This window comes from Methylocystis sp. (assembly GCF_021731785.1).
Classification (GTDB): domain Bacteria; phylum Pseudomonadota; class Alphaproteobacteria; order Rhizobiales; family Beijerinckiaceae; genus Methylocystis.
Genome location: NZ_JAKFWS010000083.1, coordinates 1 through 23,500 on the forward strand (window position 1 = coordinate 1; position 23,500 = coordinate 23,500).

The following is a 23,500-nucleotide window of genomic DNA, read 5'->3' on the forward strand; positions in this document are numbered from 1 at the left end:
AGGAGCATCCGCGCGCGTTCGACCCGGCTCGCCGGTTCTGTCCGCGAACGCGCAAGCCTCATTAACTCCGCCAGGTCGCTCTCCGTAAACGCCAACTCGATCACTCGACGTGGAGCCGCCATGATCAACCTATCTCGTTCAGCAAATCGCTGAACAAGTGTATAAACGCAGCAGTGCTCCGACGGAATCCACCGCATATGAGCGGATTCAAGGAATCTGAGCACTAGGTCGAGGAGAGTGACGATGCGCCGCTACACGATTGCGCTTGTTTTGAGCGCTGTGCTGCTTTCGCCGGCAACGCGCGCCGACGAATTTACGACGACGGACATCGACCGCTGGCAGGGCGAATTTGATTCCGTCGCGAAGAAAGGCCGCGAGCTTTGGACCAGTGGAGCTGTAGGCACGAACGGCGTGGCCTGCGCGCAGTGCCATCCCAACGCCGCAAACACCCATCCGGAGACTTATCCGAAATTCCAAAAGCAGCTTGGCAAGGTCGCGCAGCTGTTCGAAATGGTGAACTGGTGCATCAGAAACCCGCTGCAGGGAGCCGCGCTTCCGGCCGACGATCCGAAGATGACGGCGTTCATCGCCTATATCCATAAGGAGCGCAAAGGGGTCGCGATCGACGCCGGCAGGCACTAGAGCGCGCCGCGAAAAAGTGGAATCCGGTTTTTCGCAGAAGAGCGCGCTCTGAACTTTTGGAATCGATCACCGCGCCAATAGGGCGGCCGGCTGGAACCATCTCGCCGGCCGCACGTTTGCATAGGAATTATTTCGAGCGCTCGCGCCTTTAGCGTGGCCGTCCAACAAGAGATTTTGAGGATGGTTCAGGAACTCATCGACCGCATTTACGAATGTTCATTTGCGCCGGACATGTGGCCGGATGTCCTCGACGAGCTTTCACATCTGGCCGAAGCGCAGGGAGGCGTGCTGTTCGCGGCGCGCGAACGAGTCTCACGATGGACGGCGTCTCCAGCGATTTGCGAGCATGTCGAGAACTTCATGCGCGGCGACTGGTTGAGCAATTGCACGCGCGGCGGCAAGCTGTTCAGCCGGCGCCATCCGGGCTTTCTCACCGATGATGACGTCTATACGGCGGAGGAGCTCGAACGCGATCCCAACTACTCTGAATTCCTGCGGCCGCGCGGGCTCGGATTCAGCGCCGCGACGGCGATCTCGCTGCCGACCGGCGACACCGGCATCATCTGCCTCGAGCGCGCGCATAATCGCGGACCGGTCGAGCCCTCGATCATCCGCCAGCTCGACGAACTGCGCCCGCATCTGGCGCGCGCCGCGTTCCTCGCCACGCGGCTACAGCTCGAGCGCGCGCGAGTCGCCGGCGAAACCTTCGCGCTCATCGGCCTTCCTGCGCTCGTGCTAGACGACGACGGGCGCGTCATTTCGGCCAACGACCCGAGCGGCGGACTGAGCAATTATGTCCGCTGGCGCGCGCATGACCGCGTGTCGCTCATCGACGCCGCCGCCGACGGTCTCCTGCGTCAAGCGATGAATGCGCTCGATCACGACCGCGTCGGCGCGCCGAGATCCTTCGCGGCCCGCTCAGGCGACGGCGCAAGTCCGATGATCGCCAATCTTGTGCCGATCCGCGGCGCAGCGCGGGACATTTTCGTGCGCTGCGCGGCGGTTCTGGTGATGACGCCGGTCGGCTCGCCCCAAGCCCCGGCGACCGAGCTGGTTCAGTCGCTCTACGATCTCACGCCCGCCGAGGCGCGCGTCGCCCGCGGCCTTGTCGCCGGCAAGAACCTCGAAGACATCGCGGCCGAGCAGTCCGTGTCGCGCAACACTGTGCGCACCCATCTGCGCGGCGTGATGGAAAAAACCGGCTGCAACCGGCAGGCGGAAGTGGTCGCGCTTCTTAGCGGACTGGCCGCGCTCGGCGGGCCAAAGGACGAATAAGCGTATACAATTGATTTAAATTAATTTTAGACCGGTCTCATCCATTTGGATGATGCCGGCCCGTTTTCTTTGTCTTAACGTTTTCCTTGAACGTCGGGGGGGCGGACGAAATTTCCGCGGACGCTTCAAAAACTCGGGGTTCCATACTACGCGCTCAATTTTCAACCCGCCATTTGAGTAATTCTACGAACAGCCCTTTCTGACTCAAATTTGGTGGGCCCTTGCGAGGCCCTTCTTCGCGCCTCTAAAAAAAGTACCCGTCATCATCAATTCGAATGACGCGCAGGAACGAATTTTATCGTAACTTTTTAATGAACGTTGAGAGGCTCAAGCCCTTGGACGAGGGAGCCCGCTCTCATTGTTCTCTTATCTGGCGCTCACTTTTAAGCTGTTTTGCATTCCAGACGTTTCCTCCTTCACTTTTCTCCCATGGCTTAGGGGCCGTTGCGCGGCCCCTTTTTTTTGCCCGTCTCAAACGCCTGTCGGATAGTTCGGGCTTTCGCGCGTGATCGCTACGTCATGCACATGGCTTTCGCGCAATCCGGCGTTGGTGATGCGAACAAATTGCGCGCGCTCCTGAAACTCCTTGATCGTCGGGGCGCCGACATAGCCCATCGCGGCGCGCAGGCCGCCCGCCAACTGGTAAAGAATTGGCGCGATCGGGCCGCGATAAGGCACCTGCCCTTCGATCCCCTCAGGCACCAGTTTGAGCTGTTCCTTCACATCGCCCTGAAAATAGCGTGTCGCCGACCCGGCGGTCATCGCGCCCACCGATCCCATGCCGCGATAGGCTTTGAACGAGCGGCCCTGATACAAAAACACCTCGCCGGGCGATTCCTCGGCGCCGGCGAAGAGCGAGCCGATCATGACGACGTCCGCCCCCGCCGCGATCGCCTTCGCAAGGTCGCCTGAATATTTGACGCCGCCGTCGGCGATCACCGGCACGTCGGCTCTACGCGCCTCTTCAGCCGCCTCCATGATTGCAGTGAGCTGCGGCACACCCACGCCAGCGACAATTCTTGTCGTGCAGATCGAACCGGGTCCGATGCCAACCTTGATGGCGTCGGCCCCGGCGCCGATCAGCGCCTTGGCGGCTTCGGCGGTGGCGATGTTGCCGGCGATGATCGACACCTTGTTCGACGCTTTCTTCACCCGCGCCACCTGATCGATCACCGCCTGCGAATGCCCATGCGCCGTGTCGATCACCACGCAGTCGACGCCGGCGTCGATCAGCTGAAGCGCGCGCTCGAAGCCGTGGTCGCCGACGGTCGATGCTGCAGCGACGCGCAGCCGTCCCTCGTGATCCTTGCAGGCGTATGGGTGAAGCGTCGCCTTCTCGATGTCCTTGACGGTGACGAGCCCGACGCAGCGATAATCTTCATCGACGACGAGGAGTTTCTCGATGCGATGTTCGTGCAGCAGCCGTTGGGCTTCCGCCTGCCCCACGCCTTCCCGCACCGTGACGAGCCTTTTCGTCATCAGTTCAGCCACCGGTTGGCTGCGGTCCTGGGCGAAGCGCACATCGCGATTGGTGAGAATGCCGACGAGCCTACCCATGCCGCCGTCGCCGGCGCGCTCCACGACCGGAATTCCGGAAATGCCGTGGCCCGCCATCAGGGCGAGCGCATCGGCGAGGGTTTCGTCGGGGAAGATGGTGATCGGATCGATCACCATGCCGCTTTCGTAGCGCTTGACCTTGCGCACTTCCGCCGCCTGCGCGGCCGGCGACAGGTTTTGGTGGAGGACGCCGATGCCGCCCGCCTGCGCCATGGCGATGGCGAGACGCGCCTCGGTGACCGTGTCCATGGCCGCCGAGACGATCGGCAGATTGAGCGAGATTTCGCGGGTCAAGCGGGTCGTAACATCGACGCCGGACGGCATCACCCTCGAATGGCCTGGCCGCAGCAGCACGTCATCGAAGGTGAGCGCTTCGGTCAACGTGATGGGCGATATGGCCATAGGCGCCAACTCCTTTGCGCGGCGGCGCGAGCGCGTCAGCCGTGAATGGAAAAATGACGGCCTGCGCCGTCAGGGGTTGGCGGGTGCTCATAGCATTATTCAGGCCGAAGGCAAATGACAGGCGCCACGGGCGGATTGGAGGGCCAAGAGCGGATCATCGTCGGCGCGATTCTGATAAGCCTTGTTTATGCGCTCCATGGCGCCCTAAAAAGCGCCCGACGTCCTCCTCGCGCCCGATTTCGCCAATGCTCTTCCTGCGCTCGCTCGTTTTTCAGATTCTGTTTTTCCTGAACATGTTCGGGCTGATGATCATTTGGCTGCCGGCGATGCCGATGCGGCGCCAGATCAATCAGGAGCTCGGGCGCACTTGGGGGCGCGCCAATCTCTGGCTGCTCGACAAAATCTGCGGACTGAAGATCGATTGGCGGGGACTCGAAAACATCCCGAAAGGAGCGGTGATCGTCGCTTGCAAGCACCAGTCGATCTGGGAAACCTTCGTCCTGCCGATCAAATTTCCCGACTTCAGCTACATCTTGAAGCACGAGCTGATCTGGCTGCCTTTTTTCGGTTGGTATCTGCTGGCCGCCGAGCAGATCGCCATCGATCGCGCCAAAGGCGGCAAGCTCATGCCGCAGCTGATCGCCAAATCGAAGAAAATCTTCACACAGGGACGTCAGCTCTTCATTTTCCCTGAAGGCACCCGCCGTCCGGCCGGAGCGCCGCCGCAATACAGATTCGGCGTCGCCCAGCTTTACGCCGCGACCGACACGCCGGTGTTGCCGGTTGCGGTGAATTCGGGGCTCTTTTGGCCGCGCCGGTCGTTCATCGTCCGGCCGGGAACGGTGGTGATCGAATTCCTGCCGCTGATCGCGCCAGGAATGGTGGCGCGCGATTTTTTCAATCGGCTGACGGGGGAGATCGAGGAAACGTCCAATCGGCTGATCGATGAGGCGGTGGCGAAGGACCCGTCGCTCGCGGCGATCGTTGAAAAGGGTCGCGCGAAAGAGGCGACCGCGCGAATGGTGAAGGAGGCGCCGGAAAGTTGACCGGCCCTTCCGCTTCGTCAAGCCGGCGCGCCACCGTCTTCGCGCGGTGATGATTTTCGCCGCGAAAGCGATTGAGCAAAAATGAGCCGCCGAAATGAAATTCTCAAACATGCCGACAAAGACGCCAGAGGCATCGAGCTCGGCCCCTATTTCTCGCCCCTCGCCTCGAAGCGCGACGGCTATAATTGCCTCTATCTCGATGTTTTCGACACGGAGACTATTAGGCGTCGCGCCGCCGCCGATCCTTTTCTTTCGGCCGAGCAGGCCGCTCAGGTCGAATCCTCGATCTCGTCGGCGACGCCATGCGCATCGACGAAATATGCCGCGACGCGGGGGAGACCGAGCCTTTCGACTACATCATCTCCGCGAATAATTTCGAGCATCTTCCCAATCCGATAAAATTTCTGCAGGCCTGCGGGCGCGTCCTCAACTCGGGCGGCTTTCTCTCCATCGTTGTTCCCGACAAAAGCGGATGCCTTGATTTCTACCGGCCGCGGACGAGCCTGACCGCCTGGATCGAAGCGTTTTTCGAGGAAAGGGAGCGTCCGACCTGCGCTCAGATCTTCGAGCAGGTCAGCATGATCGCGAGAGGCGCCGGCGAGGAGGCGTCCGCCGCCTCGTTCAGCTTTGTCGCCGAACGGAATTTGCGCGAGGCTTTCGAAGACTGGGCGCGACAGCGAGTGGAAAACGACGAAACCTATTTCGACGTTCATTGCTCCGCCTTCACGCCAAACAGCTTCAGACTGCTCCTGACCGACGCCTATTTCCTCGGCCTGTCGCCCTTCATCGTCGAAGAAGTGATCGACGATAAAGTGCAAGGCGGATCTTACGCGCATTTGCGCCTCGACTCATACAAGACCTTCTCCGAGCCGGAGACCGCCGCGCATTACGCGCGCCGCCAGGACATTCTTCAAAAGGTCATCGAGGACGAGGCGAGCGTCATCGAGAACGAGCGCAGCTGTCAGATTTTCGAGAGCATGTCGCAGCGTTACGGACGCGCCCGACTCGACCGCGCCTTTGCGATGGCGAGAGCCTTCGAATTATTGCTGCGCAGGCGCGACGTGAAGCTCGTCAAGCCCTATCTCGCCCTGAAGACTTCCGTCCTGTTCGATCCTGCCTTCTATGCCGAGCGCGTTTGGTTCGCGGGCGACGCCGCCATGCATTATCTCCTGCATGGGGCGAATGAGGGCCTCGATCCGGGACCCTTTTTCTCGACGAACGGATATTTGCGACAAAACCCGGACGTGGCGCAAAGCGGGATGAATCCGCTCGCCCATTACGAACTCTTCGGTCGCAAGGAAGGCCGCAAGCCCGCGCTGCGGTAGTTCCCCGCCGAGAACACGCCCTGCGCTTATCCCCCCGCCGTCCCTGTCAGCGCTTGCGGCGCCGCGCTCAGCGGGTATTCCGCCTCGACGATATAGGGACCGCCGCCGACTGAATCGCGCGACGAATAGAGCACGAAGCGCTCGGCGGTGAAGCGCAGCGGCGGGAAATAGCCGCGCGTCCCGAGATAGGCGGCGACGGCGCCGGCGCTGGCGCCGCGCAGCCGCGCCAGCGTCACATGCGGGATGAATTTGCGCGGCTCCGGCGGCGCGCCGATCCGGCGCAGCAGGCGCTCCTGTTCGGCCTGCATCTCGATCAGCGCCGGCTCCGGTCTTGCGCGCGCGACGATGGCGCGCGGCTTGTCGCCGCCAAAGGACGTCAATTGGTCGAAAGTTACCGTGACTTCCGGTCGACGGATGAACGAAAGCGCATTCGCCGCGTCGCGCGCGAAAGCGTCATCCACATCGCCGATGAAGCGCAAGGTGACATGATAATTCTCAACGTCGATCCAGCGGGCGCCGGGGATTCCGCCGCGCAGCCGCGCAATGCTTTCCGCGATTGGTCGGGGAATCTCCAAGGCCGTGAACAGTCTGGGCATGACATCCTCCCCAAACGGAATCGCGCCGTCTCATTGTGCGCGCGAACTCTTGCTCGCCCCCATCGAGATGAGCGTTTTTTCGACATAGGGCGCAAGCTTTTTCACGATTTTCGCCACGCCGGCGCCGTTTGGATGAACGCCGTCGGAAATGAGCAGTGCGGGCGAACCCCAGACGCCTTCCAAGATGAAGGGCACGAGCGGCACCTGATGTTTGGCGGCAAGCTCCGGAAACATCGAATCGAAATCCCGCTTGTAAGCTTGCCCGTGATTGGCGCTCGACGCCATCGCCGTCAGGATCGGACGAACGCCTTTCTGCTGTAGCACGGTAAGAATTTGATCAAGATTGGCCCGCGCCGTCTTGGGGTCGTGCCCGTTGAGCATGTCGTTTGCGCCCAGTTCGACGATGGCGATGTCGAACGGGCCGGCGCCCAGCGTATAGTCGAGGCGCGCCAACCCCGTCGTCGTGGTGTCGCCGGAAACGCCTCCTTGCACGACTTCGACGTCGAACCCATCGTCGCTCAAGCGCCTCTTGAGCTGCGCCGGAAGCGAATCCTCGGCGGCGATGCCGGCGCCAGCCGTCAGACTGTCGCCGAACGCCAGAATCCGGACCGGCTGGGCCTGCGCCGGCGCAACCGCGAGCGTGAAGAGCGTCAGAACGGCGAGAGCCGCGGCTTGGAGAGGACGGCGGAAAGCGCCATAAGGCGAGTGGACCAAGGGCGTCGAATGCGGCGCATCAATCAAGGTTTTGCTCCGTGCGGCGACAAATTATCGAGGTTGAGGGCGTCGATCTCACTTTAGGCGAAGGCGCCGCCCGCGTGCATGTGCTCAAGAATGTCAGCCTGAGCGTGGCGCAGGGCGAGACGGTCGCTCTTTTGGGACCCTCCGGCTCCGGCAAATCGACGTTGCTCATGACCCTCGCCGGACTGGAGCGACCCGACGCCGGAAGCGTCAGGATCGACGGGCGCGATCTGGGCGCGCTTTCGGAGGACGCGCTGGCACGTTTCCGCGGAGCAAACATAGGAATCGTTTTCCAGTCTTTCCAGTTGATCCCGACCATGACGGCGCTGGAGAACGTCGCCGTTCCGTTGGAATTAGCCGGCAAATCCGACGCTTTCCAGCGCGCCGAGGCCGAGCTTGCGGCGGTCGGACTCGCTGAGCGCCTGTCCCACTATCCGGCGCAGCTTTCGGGCGGCGAGCAGCAGCGCGTGGCGCTCGCTCGGGCGCTGGCTCCCGACCCGCTTATACTTGCGGCGGACGAGCCTACCGGCAATCTCGATTCCGAAACCGGCGCCGCGGTGATCGACCTGATTTTTGCGCAGCAACGGCGCCGCGGCGCGACGCTGGTGCTCGTCACCCATGATCCCGCGCTCGCCGACCGTTGCAACCGTCGCGTGCTGCTGCGTTCGGGCCGCGTCGAGGCGAACGAGCGGGCTGCATCATGAGCGCGCTACGCTTCAGCGCCCTGCCCTTCGCCCTGCGCTTCGCGCTGCGCGACCTGCTCGGCGATCCGCGCGGCTTTGGCGTCTTCATCGCCTGCATCGTCATCGGCGTCGCCGCAATTTCCGGCGTGTCGGGCCTGTCGCGGTCGCTGGCGCAGGGGCTCGCGCGCGAGGGCCGAACGATTTTGGGCGGCGACGCCTCGTTCAGCCTCGTTTCCCGGGCGTTTTCGCCAGAGCAGCGCGCGTTTTTCGAGGCGCGGGGACGGCTGTCCGAAGTCTCGCTGATGCGGGCGATGGCGAGGCGCGACGACGGCGAAGCGGCGCTGGTGGAAATCAAGGCCGTCGATCCGCAGACTTATCCCGCCTTCGGCGCAGTCGCGCTCGAACCCGAGATGCCTTTGGCCGAAGCGTTGGCGGAGCGGGATGGGCTGCCCGGCGTCGCCGTCGATCCCACGCTGCTCGCGCGCCTCGACGCCAAGCTCGGCGAGACGGTGACGATCGGCGTTTCGCGCTTTTTGCTGCGGACGATGCTGCGCAGCGAACCCGACAAGCTCGCCGGCGGGGTCGGCTTCGGTCCGCGCGTGATGATGAGCCGCGCGGCGCTCTCGGGCGCGCAATTGGCCTCGCCGGGCGCGATCGTCAGAAATGTCATCCGGGTCACTCTCAATGGCGCAGGCGATGCGGACGCGAAAGCTTTCGCCGCCGACGCCGCGGCCGCCTTTCCGCAAGCCGGATGGGAAGCGCGCACCCGCGACGCCGTCTCGCCGCAGTTCTCGCGCAATCTCGACCGCTTCGCGCAATTGCTGACGCTCGTCGCGCTCACCGCCCTTGTCGCCGGCGGCGCGGGCGTGGCGAACGCCGTGCAGGGCTTCGTCGAACGCAAGCGGGCGCAATTCGCGATTCTCAAGGCGCTCGGCGCGGAAGGGTCGCGCGTGTTTAAGATCGCCCTCGCCCAGGTTCTGGTGGCGGCGGCCTTCGCCATTTTGATCGGGCTCGCCATCGGCGCGCTCATTCCCTGGGCCGGGGCGCAGGCGCTGCGCGAACTCGCCGATCTGCCGGTATCCGCCGCGCTCGACGCACAGGGGGCGTTCTTTGGCGCGCTCTACGGATTGCTCGTTGTGTTGATCTTCGCGCTCGTCCCGCTGGGCCGCGCGCATGCAACGCCTGTCGCGGCGCTGCTGCGCGACGATTCCAGGGGCGCGACTCTCACGCGCTATCGCCTGGGCGCGGCGGCGGCGGCGATCGCGCTTGCCGCTTTGGTCATGACCGCATCCTTCGACGTGAAGCTCGGCGCGGCCTATGTCGCCGCCGCCGTTGCGGCCTTCGCCGCGCTGCGCGGCGCCGCATGGCTCGCCATGCGACTGGCGCGCGCGCTCCCCCGTGCGCGAGATGCGCGGCTGCGGTTCGCGCTGGCCAACATCTGGAGGCCGAAAAGCCTGACGCCGGCGCTGATGATCTCCATCGGCCTGACGCAAACGCTGCTCATTGCGCTCGCGCTCGTCGAAGGCGCCATTCACAACGAGCTGGCGCGCGCTGACGCCGGAGAAATTCCCAACTTCTTCTTCATCGACATTCCGAAGGCGCAGACCCAGGCCTTCGCCGATTTCGTTTTGGCCAAAGCGCCCGGCGCGCGCGTCGAACATGTGCCGATGATGCGCGGGCGCATCGTCGCCGTGAAAGATAAGCCCGTCGACAAGATCGCCGTCGCCGACGACGCCAAATGGGCGCTCGAAGGCGACCGCGGCGTGACGTTTTCCGCGACTGTTCCGGCGAACTCTACGCTGGCGGAAGGGGAATGGTGGCCGGCTGATTACGCCGGGCCGCCGCTCGTCTCGCTGGAGCAGAGAATCGCCGAGGGTTTGGGATTGACCATCGGCGACGCGATCCGGGTCAATGTGCTCGGCCGAGAGATTACCGCGAAGATCGCCAGTCTGCGCAAAGTCGACTGGCGCAGCTACGCCATCAATTTCGTCATGGTGTTTTCACCCAATGTCTTCGACGGCGCGCCATACACCGAACTCTTCACCGTCGCTTACGGCGCGCCGACGGTCGAGGCGCGCGACGCCAGCGACGCCCGCCTCACGCGCGAAGCGGCCAAACGCTTTCCGAGCGTCGTTTCGGTGCGCGTCAAGGATGCGCTCGCGGCGATCGACAAGATCGCCGGGCAGTTGGCGCTGGCGGCGCGCGCCGCGGCGGGACTCGCCATCGTCACGGCGATCCTGGCGCTGGCGAGCGCGCTTGCAAGCGGCCAACGCGCGAGGGTCCACGACGCAGTTGTGCTGAAAACCCTCGGCGCAACCCGGCTCTGGCTCGCCACAGCCTATGCGCTGGAATTCGGGCTGGTGGGTCTCGCCGCCTCGCTGATCGCGCTCGCCGCCGGCGCAGGCGCCGCCTACGCCATGACGACGATCGTGATGAAGATCGATTTCGCCTTCCTGCCCGGAACCGTGGCGGCGACGACGCTGGCGGCGCTCGGCGTCACGATCGGCCTTGGCCTCGCCGGGACTTGGCGCGTACTGTCGCGAAGGCCGGGGCCGGAATTGCGCGAGTTGTGATGGCGATGCGCAATGAACGCATATCATCGCGGCAATATGAGCGCTTAATCGAAGTCCGCGTCAGGCGTCTACGAGACGGAATTTGAATTCGAGGACCGCCGCGCAGCTCAATGTTTCATCCGGCCCTTTGCGCGTCACGCTGATCCCGGCGTCCTGCATGGCGATGATCTCATCGACCTTAAAGGCGCGGCGGGGGTAGCCTTCGGCGGCTTTGGTCAAGGCGGACGGCATGGTCGGCTCCTTTAGGCGATGATATCCAGTCGGCTCCTGGCGGAGAACGCAGCGTCCCCCAAGGCTTGCCCTCCCGGCCCGTCCGGCCTAAAAGCAAGCGCGCGCCGACGTCTCCGCATGTCTGGCGCTTCTTGGCTTGCCGCGCGCCTTTCCGCGCCCAGCCATGTCAACCCGAAAGCCCGATCGCCCGTGCCCGAAAAGAGCGTTCTCTCCTGGCCGAATTTCGCCGTGTCGATTCTCGGCGGCGTCGCCGCGGCCGTGATCTTCGCCGTGGTGGCGCGGGGCGGCCTCGGCGGAATCCTTCTGGCGCATCTTGCGCCTTTGACGATCATGATCGTCGCCTTCGCTTTCGGTCTCATCCATGGTGCGACGTCGGCGATCCTCGCCTCGGTGATCCTGTCCCTGTGGCTCAATCCGGTGATCGGAATGGCCTATGCGCTGTTGATCGCGGCGCCGGCCTGGAGCGCCGTTTATGCGGCGTCGGGAGCGCCGCGCGGCGGCCGGGACAGGCTGACGAGCAATCTGCCGGGCTGGGCGGCGCTCGCGCCGGCGGCCTTTCTGGCGACGGCGATCATCTTCTGGCTGATTGTCGCAAGCGTCATCTTCGGCTCGCTTGACGAGGCGCTCAACCCGATCCGGGCGCGCGCCTTCATCTTGCTCGACCTCATGGTCAAGGAACGCGACCTTGGCGATAAGATCGATCCGACGACGCTTTCCGCTTCGGTGGCGCGCGCCGTTCCAGCGTTTCTCGCCGGCTACGGCCTCTTGATCCACGTCGTCAATTTGTGGCTCGCCGCACGGATCGCTCAAGCCTCCAAGCTGCTCGGCCGCCCCTGGCCGGACATCGCCAAGGAATTCCGCGTTCCAAAGGCGATTGGCGGCCTCTTCCTGAGCGGGATCGCGCTAACCTTCTTCGATGGGCCCGCCGGACCGATCGGGATGGTGCTGGCGACGACCACGGGATTGCTTCTCGCGTTCCAGGGACTCGCCGTCGCGCATATTTTCCTGCGCGGTTCGCGCTCGAGCGCCCTTGTCCTGGCGATTATCTATTTCACCCTCGGATTCCTGGGCTGGCCGATCCTGTTTTTCGCCGCGCTGGGATTAGCCGACCTCATCTTCAACTATCGGGCCCGGATGAACGACGCCGGCCCGGCCGCCATGCAAAAACCGGATTGACTTTCACCCGGTTTTTCTCGACATAGCCCGCAATCCCGGAGATATAGGACAGATGGACGTCATTCTGCTTGAACGCGTGGCCAAGCTTGGCCAGATGGGCGACACCGTGCGCGTGCGCGACGGCTATGCCCGCAATTTCTTGCTGGCGCGCGGCAAGGCGCTGCGGGCGACGGAAAACAACAAGAAGCATTTCGAGACGCAGCGGGCCCAGATCGAGGCGCGCAATCTCGAAGCCAAGAAGGAAGCCGCCGCCGTCGCCGAGAAACTGAACGGCCAGAGCTTCACGATCATTCGCCAGGCGGGCGAGAGCGGCCAGCTCTATGGTTCGGTTTCAGCGCGCGATATCGCCGAAGCGGCCACCGCCGGCGGGTTCTCGGTTAACCGCGATCAGATCGTCCTGGTGCACCCGATCAAGACATTGGGTCTTCATCAGATGCCCGTGCATCTGCACCCGGAAGTCGACGTGAGCGTCACCATCAACGTCGCCCGTTCGGAAGAAGAGGCCGAGCGTCAGTCGCGCGGCGAGAGCGTCACGCTCAAGGAAGAGACGTCGATGGACGATCTCGGCCTTGAAGTTGGCGCGGCTCTGGCCGAAGCCGGCGACGTCGAGATGTAAGCTTTCGCAAATTGAAACTGTCAATCGGCGGCCCTTTCGGCCGCCGTTTTTCTTTCGGCCAGCCTCACCTCCGATTCTCGCGTCAGCGCAAGCGCGATGCTTCGCACAGTCGAAGATTATTTTTCTCGTGTGGATATGACTCGTAACGCCGCGCTTTGGAGAGACGCGCGCAAATGGATGTGGCGACGCCAGCACGTTAATGTATTGTTAACTTCCCCCCGACGAGTCGCGCGTCGCGTTCGCGACCAAGGGCTGTCTCGCAAAGTCAACAAAGACCGATGCCACCAATCGAACAATTGGCGGGCCGGCGTGCGATTCAGATCGCGCAGCCGGATGCGCCCGCCTATCGCGCGCCGCCACACAATATCGAAGCCGAACAGGCGCTGCTCGGCGCCATTCTCGTCAACAATGACGCTTTCGACAGAGTCTCGGACTTTTTAAAGCCCGAGCATTTCTCGGAGGAACTGCACCGCCGCATCTATGAAGTCGCAGCGCAACTCATTCGCGCCGGCAAGCTCGCGACTGTCGTCACGCTCAAGACGTTCCTCCCCGAGATCGAACTGCCGGCAGGCGTGACGATCCAGGCCTATTTGGCGCGACTCGCCGCAGAGGCGACGACGATCATCAACGCCGAAGACTATGGCCGCACCGTGCATGACCTTGCGGTTCGCCGCGAGCTCATCGTCATCGGCCAGGACATCGTCAATACTGCCTATGATTCGCCGATCGATTCGCCGCCGCGCGCGCAGATCGAGGAGGCCGAGCGCCAACTCTATTCGATCGCCGAGACCGGCCGCTACGACGGCGGCTTTCAGCGCTTCGCCGACGCGCTCACCACCGCGCTCGATATGGCGAGCAGCGCCTATATGCGCGACGGCCATCTGTCGGGCGTCGCCACCGGCCTTCTCGATCTCGACGACAAGATGGGCGGCCTGCAGAAATCCGATCTTATCATCGTCGCCGGGCGTCCCGGCATGGGCAAGACGGCGCTCGCCACCAACGTCGCCTTCAATGTCGCGAGCGCCTATCAATTCGAAACCGAACCCGACGGAACGCACAAGACCGTCAATGGCGGGATCGTCGGGTTCTTCTCTTTGGAAATGTCGGCCGAACAGCTGGCGACCCGCGTCATCGCCGAACAGTCCGGCGTCGCGAGCTATAAAATCCGGCGCGGCGACATCAACGAGGACGACTTTCGCCGCATCGCCGACGCCGCACGGCACATGCAGAGCATTCCCTTCTACATCGACCAGAGCGGCGGCATCTCGATCGCGCAGCTCACGGCGCGGGCGCGGCGTCTGAAGCGACAGAAAGGACTCGATCTCTTGGTCGTCGACTACATTCAACTGCTTTCTGGCTCGCGCTCACGCAACGACAATCGCGTGCAAGAGCTCACCGAAATCACCACCGGCCTCAAGGCGCTCGCCAAAGAATTGAACGTGCCGATCATCGCGCTGTCGCAACTCTCCCGTCAGGTCGAGAACCGCGACGACAAGCGTCCGCAGCTGTCTGATCTGCGCGAGTCGGGCTCGATCGAGCAGGACGCCGACGTCGTCATCTTCGTGTTTCGAGAAGAATATTACCTGCGCAACCGCGAACCGCGCGAAGGCACCGAAGAACATATCCAATGGATGGCTGAGATGGAGCGCGCGCATGGCCGCGCCGAAGCGATCATCGGCAAGCAGCGTCACGGGCCGACAGGCACCGTGCAACTCGCCTTCGAGGCGGAAGTGACGCGCTTTTCGAATCTCGCGGACGAAGACAAGCTGCCGGCGCAAAGGTAAAGAAAGGCCTCGCCGCCAGCGGCGAGACCTTCGCTTCGTACTAAAGGCTTTTTTTGAGCGGGCGGTTACTTCTCGGCGCTGCCGAGCGTCCACAGGCCCTTGTTCTTGTCGAAACGGAAGCCCGTCGCGTTCTTCAATTCGTCTTTGGTGGCGTTCATCGTCAGCCACCATTTGTTATTGCGCTCAGCGGCCTTGATATTGTCGAAGGCGACTGCGACATCCTTTTCGCCAATGCCAAGGAAGCCGCCGACCGAAACGATCGCCGCAGTGATCTTGCCACTGCGATCCAGCACGAGATCCTTGATTTCGCCGATCTTATTCTCCTGCGGATCGTAAACATTCTGCTCGTGAATGTTCGAGACGAGCAGCGCGTTCTGCGGAAGCGTGGTCAGGAAGTCCGGCCGACCCATCGCAGCGCCGCCCGTCGTGCGATTCATCGTCTGTTCGGCCAAAGCAGCGCCTGAAAGCGCCGCTGCGATGGCGCCGGCAAGAACGTAAGACTTGAGCATGATGGTCTCCGTGCATGTGTTATCGCGTCACAGCGAACAAATGTTCCTGTGCGCTTAGAACAAGCATCGAAGATCGATGTTCCAAGCTTCGCCGCAGATATCCAGCGCGCCCTGAGCGCTGCCGCAGGCGTTTGAAACAAGATTCAACCGATCAGATCGGATCCCAAAGGCCGGTGGCTTTGTCGAACTTATACGCGAGGGCTTTCTTCAGCAGTTCCTTCGTCGTATTGAGCGTCAGCCAGGTCTTGTTGTTCTTCTGGGTGATGGTGATCGCGGAGACCGGAATCGCAATATGCTTAACGCCCAGCCCCAGGAATCCGCCGACGTTCAGCATCACCGCATTGATCGAGCCGTCAGCCGAAAACAGCATGTCGGCGATCGTGCCGAGCTTCTTTTCGTTGGGATCGTAAACCGGCTGCTTGTACCACGCGGAGACCACCGAACCATAGACCGGTAGCCGTTCGAGCGGCACGATGACCATGGTTTCGGTTTGGGCTTGTTGCGCGCCGGCCGGCAGCGCCGCGCAGGCGACAAGGGCCAGCGAGGCTGCGAAGACCACATGTTTCAGCATGAAAAAATCCTCTTTGACAAAGCGCCTGACGCAACGCGGAAAACGACCTCAGCGAACCCTTCGCCGCGGCGTTTGCTACATCTGCTTCCAGGCATGTTCCTTCGCGTCATATTTGTAGCCGGTGGCCTTCTTCACGACGTCCTTCGTCGTATTGATGGTCAACCAGCTTTTGTTGTTCTTCTCGGTGATGGTGATCGATTCCGCCGGAATGGCGACATGCTTGGCGCCAATGCCGAGAAAGCCGCCGACATCGAGCATGACGGCATTGATCTCGCCGCCGGAAAACAGCATGTCGGTAATCACGCCGACTTTCTTCTCATTGGTGTCGTAAACCGGCTTTTTGTACCAGGCGGAAACGAGCGAGCCATAGCGCGGCAACGCCTCCATGGGCACGACGATCTTGCTTCCCGGCGCGGCCGTCTCGGCGAAGACGGGCTGCGCCACCGCCATGGCCACGCCCAAAGAAAGCGCAACGAGCAACGTTTTGTTCATCCGACCATTCCCCCAAGATCGCTGACAGGACCCTGCATCATAGCTGATTCACCGCGGCAGCACGCCCCAATAATCAAGATCAAGCAGCACCGACGGGTCGGGCTTGCCGTCGGCGCCCTGGAGCGGAAAGTCGGCGCAGGGTCTGTCCTTGGCGGCGACAAGCCGCAGGCGCAGCGAGCCAATATCTTTCCGCCCGGGAATCTCCGCTTTATCCAGCACTTCCGACCACGCGAAAACAGTTCCTCCGGCAAACAGCGGATTGACATGGCGCCCGCCGTTCACCGCCGAGATATGAAAGACATTCTCCAGCCCGTTGAAGGATAGAGCCCGGGCGAGCGATATGACATGGCCGCCGTAGATGATGCGTTTCCCGAACCGGCCTTGTGCTTCATAATATTGATTGAAATGAACTTTCGAGTTGTTCTGATAAAGCCGCGTCGCGAGCTGGTGCTCCGCCTCCTCGACCGTCATGCCGTCGATATGGTCGATCTTCTCGCCCTTTTCGTAATCGCCCCAGAAATGGGGCGAGCCGGCAAGCGCCGTGTCATAAGCGGCGGCGTTAATCAGCGGCGCCGCCTTGCCGAGCTGTGACGGATCGACGGACTTGGGCAGATCAGGAACGACATCCGGCCCAACGGCGGCGTCCTTGTCGCGCTTCTTCACCATGACCCATCGCGCATAGCTCAGCACGGTCTCGCCGCGCTGATTCGCGCCTGTCGTGCGCACATAGACGACGCCCGTTTCCTTGTTGGAGTTTTCCTTAAGGCCGATGACCTCTGAGGTCGCCGACAGCGTGTCGCCAGGATAGACCGGAACAAGAAATTTGAAATCGGCGTAGCCGAGATTGGCGATGGCGTTGAGCGAGACGTCCGGCACCGTCTTGCCGAGCACGAGATGAAATACCAAGAGATCGTCGATCGGCGCGCGCTCATAGCCGATCGCCTGCGCAAAGGCCGTCGACGACTGGACGGCGAAACGCGGCAGATAAAGCGCCGTATAGAGCGCAACCTCGCCGACCGTGACCGTGCGCGGCGCGGCGTGGCGAATGATCTGGCCGATCTTGAAGTCCTCAAAGAAATTGCCGACGTTGATCTTCGACTTGCTCATGTCCTAACCGTCCGTTGGCGCCAGCTTCGCCAGCGCGTCGAGATAAAGCGCGGGCGCTCCCGCAACGAAGATTGTTTTGACGCGGCTTGTCGCGCCGGCGCGGATCGAGACCGCGCTCTTGGGAACGCGCAGCACAGAGGCGATCAGCGCGATCAGCGCCTCATTCGCCCGGCCGTTCTCCGGCGCGACGCGCACCCGCGCCTTCAGCACGCTGCGACCATCGGCGAGCGCCTCGACGCCTTCGACCGCGTCGCGTCCGCCCTTAGGCGTCAGCCGCACGTAAAGCGCGACGCCTCCCGACTCCGCCGCCCATGGGGAAGATGCTTTCTCCGCGCCTCCCTCACCCAAATGCGGCGCCGGCGCTGCTGGCGATGGCGTCGCGCAGGAACTGCATCAGCAGCAGCAGAATGAGCGGCGAAATGTCGAGGCCGCCGACGCTCGGCAGCACCGAGCGGATCGGTCCGAGCAGCGGTTCGGTCATGGCGTTCAGCCATTTCCAGATCGAATAGGCGGCGTTCGAGCGCATATTGATGACATCGAAAGCCGTCAGCCAGGACACGATCACCGTGGCGAGCAGAATCCACCAGTAAATATCGATGATCGTGAGAAGAAGTTTGACCATTGCGTAGGACATGAGGCGAGTTCCAGCGGATGAAGCTGCCGACTGTCTAGCCTCCCCGCCGCGCCGCGGCAATCCTTGGCCGGGCCGCTCCCGTCGGTCCTGCATGGATCCACCGCCGGCGTGGCACGCCGTCAGAGCCCGGGCAGCAGCCGGTAATCGAGCAGCGCCGTCCATCCGAGGCCGCCGATCGGCAAAAGCAGCGCGCGAATGGGCGGCTGTTGCGAAAGCGGCACGAACGAGCCTTCCCGCAGTCCATCGACGAGTTTGAGCAGCGTTTCCAGCTGCGCGGCCTTCCTATCCGAACCCTCCAGCGCTTTGACCGCGACAAGCCTTTTCGTCAGACGTGTCTTTGCAGTCTCGCGGGCCTTTTCGGCATTGAAGCAAAGCGCCATAGCGCAGCCAAAGATAATAATGAAGCCTACGATTTGTGTTGCCAGAATTGGCACGCTCGACGCAAACTCCGCAAAAGCAGTGCTGCGGGACATGATCATCAAAGCAAAAATAGCAAAGGGAAAATAGATCAGTTTACTAATACAGTTTGTGCGGCTCGCTATGAAATTGAGGTCAATCCACTCGTCGATTAGTGGATCTTGAAGCTCGAGCTTTTTCTCGAAGGCGAGATGCGTTTCGGGCGGCCAGAGGGTCTTGTGCTTTCGTAAGGCGCTTACAAAGCGCAGGCAAAGCAATGTGGAATCCACGACCAAGAAAATCAGGATGAGCATTAGAAATACGACGGGAACCGTCACGTCGGAGTACACTTTCCTCAGTTCGCCGCGCCAGGGCACGTTGGGCGTGCCGAAGATAAACGTCAGAAACGTAAATAGCATCAGCATCAAAACCACGTATACGGCTATGCGATACGTGCTTGGCCAAAGCGCACTTTTCTTCACATACGCATTCCAGATTTGCCTGATGTGAACTCTCCCGTTCTTGTCTTCCGTTTCGGGCAGATGATAGCAAAGCATCCCCCATGTAATCGGAAACGATCCCCCCTGGGTACGAACGGACTTTTCGTCAGTCTTCCCAGTGGGATTTTCGCCGAAGAATCTGGCTTGAACCTGCGCAAGATTGTTCCGAAGCTCCCTTCGAGCATCGAAGATCAGGCAAAATGCGAGTATGGCGGCAATGACGCGCAGCGCGATCGACGGCCAGACGGATATGCCCTGAGTCCAAGCTATAGGCTCGCCCAATCCATGTTCCGTGGCCGCCTCAGCAAAGAAATCCCATCTCGCAATAACTCCGGCGCCAAGCACCAGTATCGCCGCGAGGCCAATGCAAGACGCACGAAGAAATGGAAATATCATTCTATTCCAATAGAAGGCCGAAACTACTGCAGTCAAAAGAGCAAGTATCCCAACAAGCCCGGCTGTGCTTTTTGGTGAAAGCTTAGTATATAGCGCGGGTATGGTTGGATGGATTTCATCGCTTGCCCGCTGCGCCTCTCCGCTCACTTCTATTTTTGTGGGTAATGCGATCACTCCTCCGCGCCGATCAATCTCAAACATTCGTGGGTACGAAATCCCATCCCTGATTTTTTTGCGTAAGCCTCTGTTCTCTTTCGCATCTTCTTCTTGCGCCGCCAAACGGGCTGCGAGAAAAGCGGCTGTCTGGTACGTGGATCGAAATGGCGGGATGTCTTGCTGGAGCTCTTCTGACAGCGTGGGTCCGTAGCTTGACGCGATGATCAGATTGCGGGTCCATTGGAGGTCCTCCTGACCAGCGAGCGCAGCGTCATAGTCGGTCGTGAAAAAAACCGCCTCGGGAAACAGCGGTCTAAGCGCGCGCAGGACGAGTAGCTTGTCGAATACATCATTGCCCAACACCCCAATCGCCGCTATGCCTTCCTCGCCTTGGGCTCGGAGATCATTATCCTTCTCTTTGAGGCTCGCCGCCAACCTGCGCAGATAATCGAATTGGTCCTGCCCAAAAGGACGCTCAAGCGCTTTAGTGTCCTCTCGAGCCTTCAAACTCTCGTTCGCGCCGTTCTTGTCCGCGTTTTCGAATTTTGACTTCCCGCCCGTGCTGGTTGGGGGCAGCATGCCATCGAGGCCCCGATGATAGGTTCTCGTGTAAATCCACGCTGGCGGCCCATTCCTTGCAAATTCTTCCAGACACTTCTGAGTATCCTTGCCGAACACACGCGGACATTGGAACTCTCGAGCGAGAGCTTGTATCATGGCGCGTCCATATAGCGTGTCACGATCTGATATCAATACGATCTGCTGTTCCTTGCGTGCATTGAGAAATCCAGCCGAGCCGGGGTTTACGCCTCTTTGATTCAATTCGGCCGTTATAGCCCGCGCTAAGGAATCGTCCTGCCCATTGGTACGGAAGACCCGCTCAGGAATGTTCTTGATCCCGAGCTGTTCGTCGCTCACTGTCGCGCCAAATACGTAGAACTGAGCGTCATCAGATCTTCCATCTTTCTCTGAAGGGTAAGTTAGGGGCGACAATGACGCAGTCCTTGTTCTGCTTCGAACGGGGGTCGGCGCCTTTAGCGCTTCTGGCTTACGCACTTTCGCGATGGCGATCTGCCGAAGAATGCCGGAAGAGTATGGGCCCAAGACTTGGTAACTCATCGCGGCGCATTGGGTGGCGCTTGCTGATGCGCAAAGCATCGTCTTAAGAGCCAATATCCTTTGCAACGGGTCACTCGTATCGGACAGCACGTCCTCATCGATCCATAAAAGAAGTATCCGCCTCGATTTTTGTGTCTCGTGATCAAACCATTCATAGGGAATGGCGACCGGAAAGCCGTTCATCTCATGGTCGCGAGGTCGGAAGTAGCCCATATGCTGCTCGCTACGCGGCTCATAGCCTTCGAGATGCAGCCCGCTGAGCACGGCATACCGGAGTCGACGACGCGTTTCGCTGTCCTCGAAATAGGAGGCGCCTGGCGCAGTTACGGCGATGATGCGCGTGCCGCCGACTTCGGCGCGCAATTTGCCGCCTTCATCGACGAACGGCGGACGACAATGTAGCGGAATCGTCAGAACTTTCCTTGTCCAGGCGTCCTCGCATTCCTTCCTCTCTTCAGGGTCTACTTTCTTGATTTGGCGCGCGATGGTATCAAAGGGATCCTGCCAGAGCCGCGCCTCCACGTCCTCTGAGTGAAATTTCTCTTCTATCCGGGATTCCATTGGTGGCGGGCGTAATACGGTAAACGGCGCCTGCTGCGCATAAAAGTATGCGCCTGTAGCGAAAAGAGCGACGACGATTGCGCTGTTCGAGCCAATGCCTCCAGAGGCTTTTTTCTCATCGTCAGACATAGCCGTACTCCAAAATCACTTTTGCGCCTTCGCAGCGCCAACATCAGAAAGAGGGTGCCACGCCGCGCAGCGACTGGCATTCGATAGGCCAAACGCCCCTATTAAAATTCGCAAGCATCTCGGCGCTTGCGTAAACCATAATGCTCAAGCAACGAGTTTGGCTTTTTTTTATCAGCCAATACCTATTACCAATACCTAGCGTTGGCTTCGCATTAACGACGACCCGCGCCCAACGTATTATTATGCGGCAAGAATTTCCCATGGCAAGCGTAGGCTGCAGTTCGGCCGCGAGGCCAAATGCAATTGACAGGAAATCGCCCCCCGTGTACCCCACGCGCCGGAGCGGGGCTGTAGCTCAGATGGGAGAGCGCTGCAATCGCACTGCAGAGGTCGGGGGTTCGAATCCCCCCAGCTCCACCATATCCCCGGCGAATGATCGAAGCCGCATTCCGCGAAGCGGGCGGGCCTGCCATGCGCGCGTCGGATACTCAATTGCTATCGATTGTTTCGTGTGGATGCTGCGCCATATCCGGTAGGAGAATCTCCCCGGAGCGCGCCGATGTATCGCAAAATTCTTCTACCGATCGATATCACCGAACGCGCTATGACCGACAGCACGATCGCCGTCGCACAGGGATTGGCGAAGGCGTTCGACAGCGACATGCGCCTCGTCAACGTGCAATCGCTCCTGCCGATCTCCTTTCTCGACTACGTGCCCGAGAATTTTGACCTTCAGGTGCGTCAAGGCCTCGAGAAGGAAATAGCGGCGGTCGCCGCCAGGATCGACTGCGCGCCGGAGCGCGTGTCCACAACGCTTCTGTTCGGTCCGGTCTATCAAAAGGTCTTGGCCGAAGCCGAGGAATGGGGCGCCGATCTCATCGTGTTGTGCTCGCATCGGCCCGGGATGGATCGTTTTCTCATCGGCTCCAACGCCACGACGATCGTCAATCACGCAAATTGTTCGGTGCTGGTGGTGCGCGGCGCGTCGCCGTAACGACGTCGGCGCGCGCATCTGCCGGCGCTGGTTCAACAATCGCCTGCGGAAACGCCGACAGGCCCCGCGCGATGATGAAGCTAAAATGGCGCCGCAATGACGACGCCTTCACGAAACTCTCATCACGCTCTCACGTGACTTTGCTAACGACCCGTCGATGCGGCGATCACGTGTTTTCGCGGGAGGATGCCATGTCGAAAGAGGCCATGCACAGCGCCGACGGTTCGGCGACGGAAAAGGCTGAGAGCCACACCGGCAAGATCGTCGGCGGCGTCATCGCAGCGGCGATCGGCGGCGTGATCGGCGCGCTGCTGATGGGCGGCTATGCGGTGTTTCCGGCGGCGGTCGTCGTCGGTCTGCTTGGGGTCGCGCTGGGATCGGTTTTCGACTGAGCGGGAGTTCGCGCCGGGCGCCGCGTTTATAAAGGGGTCCGGCCCGGAGCGTGCGTTTTTGAGTTTCGCGCGTGAAAAACTTGGCGGCTTGCGTCTTCCTTGAAGGCGAAGCCGCCTTTTTCATGTGGAAAGTTCGCGGCGTCCGTTCTATCGCCGAGCGGCTAACCTTAAATCGAACTGGTTCTGGCGCTCTCGGCCACGGCTTGGCTAAATCGAAGCGTGGGAATATGAGAATTGCTTACGAGGATTGTGGCCTTGGGCGGAACCGTTTCGTTCTGTTTTCGTTACTCCTGAAGAGCCAGAGCCTCGCGCTGATAAGGCCAAATTTTGTAACTGGGAGGTAGAAAATGAATAAAATACTTGGACTCGCCGCAGCCGCCGCCGTTCTGTTCGGGGGAGCAGCGGTCGCCGATCCGGTGACCAGCCCCGCCAATGTCCGGTCCGGCCCCAGCCCGAAATGGCGCGTCATCGCCACCTTGCCCGCCGGCACCGATGTGACGGTGATCGATTGCGGAGGCGGCTGGAAGCGTGATTGGTGCGAGATTCAGGCCGGCCCGGTGCACGGCTTCGTCGCCGCGGGCGTGCTCGGGACGCAGGGAAATAATGTCCTCGTCGCGCCGGTCGTTACGAATAATGTCGTTGCGATCTACAAGGGCCCCGGCGTCAACTACAAGATCCTCGGCAGCATCCCCGAGAATCAGACGGTCAATATGGGCGGATGCGTCGCCGGCACGGGCGGCGTCACCTGGTGCAAGGTCACGTTCGGCGGCAAATCTGGCTACGCCATCCAGTCCGAGCTACAGCGCCAGAACTCGCTTTTCCCGATGTGATTGCGCGGCGCGGCTATGGCCCCTCCGCCTTCGCCGCGCCGCTCTTTCGGAGCCTCCTTCGACGCCCTAT

Annotated in this window: 23 protein-coding genes and 1 tRNA gene; 13 read left to right on the plus strand and 11 right to left on the minus strand. The window is 61.3% G+C overall.

What is annotated here, in order from left to right:
- Positions 1–243: 243 nt before the first annotated feature.
- Together QZ964_RS13800 and QZ964_RS13805 are read left to right on the plus strand one after the other, a co-directional pair.
- Entirely contained in the window at positions 244–642 is a 399-nt protein-coding gene (locus tag QZ964_RS13800; RefSeq protein WP_292532226.1) for a cytochrome C, read from the plus strand.
- Between the two features lie 180 nt (positions 643–822).
- Positions 823–1,917, plus strand: coding sequence for a helix-turn-helix transcriptional regulator (locus QZ964_RS13805; RefSeq protein WP_292532227.1), 1,095 nt, complete (start codon positions 823–825; stop codon positions 1,915–1,917).
- A gap of 471 nt (positions 1,918–2,388) precedes the next feature.
- On the opposite strand, the gene guaB is transcribed toward QZ964_RS13805, so the two are convergent.
- Positions 2,389–3,876, minus strand: coding sequence for an IMP dehydrogenase (gene guaB, locus QZ964_RS13810; protein ID WP_292532228.1), 1,488 nt, complete (start codon positions 3,874–3,876; stop codon positions 2,389–2,391).
- Positions 3,877–4,121: 245 nt separating this feature from the next.
- On the opposite strand from guaB, the gene QZ964_RS13815 reads away from it, so the two are divergent.
- Together QZ964_RS13815 and QZ964_RS13820 are read left to right on the plus strand one after the other, a co-directional pair.
- A complete protein-coding gene (locus QZ964_RS13815; protein ID WP_292532229.1) occupies positions 4,122–4,922 on the plus strand; it encodes a 1-acyl-sn-glycerol-3-phosphate acyltransferase in 801 nt (266 codons plus the stop codon).
- 302 nt (positions 4,923–5,224) lie between these two features.
- Positions 5,225–6,247, plus strand: coding sequence for a class I SAM-dependent methyltransferase (locus QZ964_RS13820; RefSeq protein WP_292532230.1), 1,023 nt, complete (start codon positions 5,225–5,227; stop codon positions 6,245–6,247).
- A gap of 26 nt (positions 6,248–6,273) precedes the next feature.
- On the opposite strand, the gene thpR is transcribed toward QZ964_RS13820, so the two are convergent.
- Entirely contained in the window at positions 6,274–6,843 is a 570-nt protein-coding gene (gene thpR, locus QZ964_RS13825; protein ID WP_292532231.1) for an RNA 2',3'-cyclic phosphodiesterase, read from the minus strand.
- A gap of 30 nt (positions 6,844–6,873) precedes the next feature.
- On the minus strand, positions 6,874–7,584 hold the full coding sequence (locus QZ964_RS13830) for an arylesterase (RefSeq protein ID WP_292532232.1): 711 nt from the start codon (positions 7,582–7,584) through the stop codon (positions 6,874–6,876).
- Positions 7,585–7,595: 11 nt separating this feature from the next.
- On the opposite strand from QZ964_RS13830, the gene QZ964_RS13835 reads away from it, so the two are divergent.
- Both QZ964_RS13835 and QZ964_RS13840 read left to right on the plus strand, forming a co-directional pair.
- Complete coding sequence (locus tag QZ964_RS13835; RefSeq protein WP_292532233.1) at positions 7,596–8,285, plus strand: ABC transporter ATP-binding protein; 690 nt, start codon at positions 7,596–7,598, stop codon at positions 8,283–8,285.
- The gene (locus QZ964_RS13840) at positions 8,282–10,837 is read left to right on the plus strand and encodes an FtsX-like permease family protein (RefSeq protein WP_292532234.1); all 2,556 of its coding nucleotides are present in this window, start codon (positions 8,282–8,284) and stop codon (positions 10,835–10,837) included. Before QZ964_RS13835 ends, QZ964_RS13840 begins: the two co-directional genes overlap by 4 nt.
- Positions 10,838–10,897: 60 nt before the next feature.
- Here QZ964_RS13840 and QZ964_RS13845 read toward each other — a convergent pair whose 3' ends face one another.
- Positions 10,898–11,068 carry a hypothetical protein gene (locus tag QZ964_RS13845; protein ID WP_292532235.1) on the minus strand — a complete coding sequence of 57 codons (171 nt, stop codon included), beginning with the start codon at positions 11,066–11,068 and terminating at the stop codon, positions 10,898–10,900.
- 117 nt (positions 11,069–11,185) lie between these two features.
- On the opposite strand from QZ964_RS13845, the gene QZ964_RS13850 reads away from it, so the two are divergent.
- From QZ964_RS13850 to QZ964_RS13860, 3 genes are all read left to right on the plus strand, one after another.
- Positions 11,186–12,244, plus strand: coding sequence for a DUF2232 domain-containing protein (locus tag QZ964_RS13850; RefSeq protein ID WP_292532236.1), 1,059 nt, complete (start codon positions 11,186–11,188; stop codon positions 12,242–12,244).
- Positions 12,245–12,296: 52 nt separating this feature from the next.
- Positions 12,297–12,860, plus strand: coding sequence for a 50S ribosomal protein L9 (gene rplI / locus QZ964_RS13855; protein WP_292532237.1), 564 nt, complete (start codon positions 12,297–12,299; stop codon positions 12,858–12,860).
- A gap of 278 nt (positions 12,861–13,138) precedes the next feature.
- Complete coding sequence (locus QZ964_RS13860; RefSeq protein ID WP_292532238.1) at positions 13,139–14,644, plus strand: replicative DNA helicase; 1,506 nt, start codon at positions 13,139–13,141, stop codon at positions 14,642–14,644.
- Positions 14,645–14,709: 65 nt separating this feature from the next.
- On the opposite strand, the gene QZ964_RS13865 is transcribed toward QZ964_RS13860, so the two are convergent.
- The 7 genes from QZ964_RS13865 to QZ964_RS13895 all read right to left on the minus strand — a co-directional run bounded on the left by QZ964_RS13865 (position 14,710) and on the right by QZ964_RS13895 (position 21,214).
- A complete protein-coding gene (locus QZ964_RS13865) occupies positions 14,710–15,153 on the minus strand; it encodes a PRC-barrel domain-containing protein (RefSeq protein ID WP_292532239.1) in 444 nt (147 codons plus the stop codon).
- 151 nt (positions 15,154–15,304) lie between these two features.
- Entirely contained in the window at positions 15,305–15,724 is a 420-nt protein-coding gene (locus QZ964_RS13870) for a PRC-barrel domain-containing protein (protein ID WP_292532240.1), read from the minus strand.
- Between the two features lie 75 nt (positions 15,725–15,799).
- Positions 15,800–16,216 carry a PRC-barrel domain-containing protein gene (locus tag QZ964_RS13875; protein WP_292532241.1) on the minus strand — a complete coding sequence of 139 codons (417 nt, stop codon included), beginning with the start codon at positions 16,214–16,216 and terminating at the stop codon, positions 15,800–15,802.
- Between the two features lie 48 nt (positions 16,217–16,264).
- On the minus strand, positions 16,265–17,323 hold the full coding sequence (locus tag QZ964_RS13880) for a MaoC family dehydratase (protein WP_292532242.1): 1,059 nt from the start codon (positions 17,321–17,323) through the stop codon (positions 16,265–16,267).
- A 3-nt stretch (positions 17,324–17,326) separates the two neighbouring features.
- A complete protein-coding gene (locus tag QZ964_RS13885; protein ID WP_292532243.1) occupies positions 17,327–17,671 on the minus strand; it encodes a DUF167 family protein in 345 nt (114 codons plus the stop codon).
- On the minus strand, positions 17,664–17,957 hold the full coding sequence (locus tag QZ964_RS13890; RefSeq protein ID WP_292532244.1) for a YggT family protein: 294 nt from the start codon (positions 17,955–17,957) through the stop codon (positions 17,664–17,666). The genes QZ964_RS13885 and QZ964_RS13890 overlap by 8 nt, the downstream gene beginning before the upstream one ends.
- A gap of 119 nt (positions 17,958–18,076) precedes the next feature.
- Positions 18,077–21,214 carry a hypothetical protein gene (locus tag QZ964_RS13895; protein ID WP_292532245.1) on the minus strand — a complete coding sequence of 1,046 codons (3,138 nt, stop codon included), beginning with the start codon at positions 21,212–21,214 and terminating at the stop codon, positions 18,077–18,079.
- A gap of 344 nt (positions 21,215–21,558) precedes the next feature.
- Here QZ964_RS13895 and QZ964_RS13900 point away from each other — a divergent pair.
- The 4 genes from QZ964_RS13900 (at position 21,559) to QZ964_RS13915 (ending at position 23,430) form a co-directional block, all read left to right on the plus strand.
- Positions 21,559–21,634 (plus strand) — tRNA-Ala (locus tag QZ964_RS13900).
- Positions 21,635–21,773: 139 nt separating this feature from the next.
- Positions 21,774–22,208, plus strand: a complete 435-nt coding sequence (locus tag QZ964_RS13905) for a universal stress protein (protein ID WP_292532246.1) — start codon at positions 21,774–21,776, stop codon at positions 22,206–22,208.
- A 191-nt stretch (positions 22,209–22,399) separates the two neighbouring features.
- Complete coding sequence (locus QZ964_RS13910) at positions 22,400–22,600, plus strand: hypothetical protein (RefSeq protein ID WP_292532247.1); 201 nt, start codon at positions 22,400–22,402, stop codon at positions 22,598–22,600.
- 347 nt (positions 22,601–22,947) lie between these two features.
- The gene (locus tag QZ964_RS13915; RefSeq protein WP_292532248.1) at positions 22,948–23,430 is read left to right on the plus strand and encodes an SH3 domain-containing protein; all 483 of its coding nucleotides are present in this window, start codon (positions 22,948–22,950) and stop codon (positions 23,428–23,430) included.
- The last annotated feature ends 70 nt before the right edge of the window (positions 23,431–23,500 follow it).

Excerpts from the sequence above, each read along its gene's own strand:
- QZ964_RS13800 (WP_292532226.1), top strand. The coding sequence starts at position 244 with ATGCGCCGCTACACGATTGCGCTTGTTTTGAGCGCTGTGCTGCTTTCG.
- QZ964_RS13805 (WP_292532227.1), top strand. The coding sequence starts at position 823 with ATGGTTCAGGAACTCATCGACCGCATTTACGAATGTTCATTTGCGCCG.
- guaB (WP_292532228.1), bottom strand. The coding sequence starts at position 3,876 with ATGGCCATATCGCCCATCACGTTGACCGAAGCGCTCACCTTCGATGAC.
- QZ964_RS13815 (WP_292532229.1), top strand. The coding sequence starts at position 4,122 with ATGCTCTTCCTGCGCTCGCTCGTTTTTCAGATTCTGTTTTTCCTGAAC.
- QZ964_RS13820 (WP_292532230.1), top strand. The coding sequence starts at position 5,225 with ATGCGCATCGACGAAATATGCCGCGACGCGGGGGAGACCGAGCCTTTC.
- thpR (WP_292532231.1), bottom strand. The coding sequence starts at position 6,843 with ATGCCCAGACTGTTCACGGCCTTGGAGATTCCCCGACCAATCGCGGAA.
- QZ964_RS13840 (WP_292532234.1), top strand. The coding sequence starts at position 8,282 with ATGAGCGCGCTACGCTTCAGCGCCCTGCCCTTCGCCCTGCGCTTCGCG.
- QZ964_RS13845 (WP_292532235.1), bottom strand. The coding sequence starts at position 11,068 with ATGCCGTCCGCCTTGACCAAAGCCGCCGAAGGCTACCCCCGCCGCGCC.
- QZ964_RS13850 (WP_292532236.1), top strand. The coding sequence starts at position 11,186 with ATGTCTGGCGCTTCTTGGCTTGCCGCGCGCCTTTCCGCGCCCAGCCAT.
- rplI (WP_292532237.1), top strand. The coding sequence starts at position 12,297 with ATGGACGTCATTCTGCTTGAACGCGTGGCCAAGCTTGGCCAGATGGGC.
- QZ964_RS13860 (WP_292532238.1), top strand. The coding sequence starts at position 13,139 with ATGCCACCAATCGAACAATTGGCGGGCCGGCGTGCGATTCAGATCGCG.
- QZ964_RS13865 (WP_292532239.1), bottom strand. The coding sequence starts at position 15,153 with ATGCTCAAGTCTTACGTTCTTGCCGGCGCCATCGCAGCGGCGCTTTCA.
- QZ964_RS13870 (WP_292532240.1), bottom strand. The coding sequence starts at position 15,724 with ATGCTGAAACATGTGGTCTTCGCAGCCTCGCTGGCCCTTGTCGCCTGC.
- QZ964_RS13875 (WP_292532241.1), bottom strand. The coding sequence starts at position 16,216 with ATGAACAAAACGTTGCTCGTTGCGCTTTCTTTGGGCGTGGCCATGGCG.
- QZ964_RS13880 (WP_292532242.1), bottom strand. The coding sequence starts at position 17,323 with ATGAGCAAGTCGAAGATCAACGTCGGCAATTTCTTTGAGGACTTCAAG.
- QZ964_RS13890 (WP_292532244.1), bottom strand. The coding sequence starts at position 17,957 with ATGTCCTACGCAATGGTCAAACTTCTTCTCACGATCATCGATATTTAC.
- QZ964_RS13895 (WP_292532245.1), bottom strand. The coding sequence starts at position 21,214 with ATGTCTGACGATGAGAAAAAAGCCTCTGGAGGCATTGGCTCGAACAGC.
- QZ964_RS13905 (WP_292532246.1), top strand. The coding sequence starts at position 21,774 with ATGTATCGCAAAATTCTTCTACCGATCGATATCACCGAACGCGCTATG.
- QZ964_RS13910 (WP_292532247.1), top strand. The coding sequence starts at position 22,400 with ATGTCGAAAGAGGCCATGCACAGCGCCGACGGTTCGGCGACGGAAAAG.
- QZ964_RS13915 (WP_292532248.1), top strand. The coding sequence starts at position 22,948 with ATGAATAAAATACTTGGACTCGCCGCAGCCGCCGCCGTTCTGTTCGGG.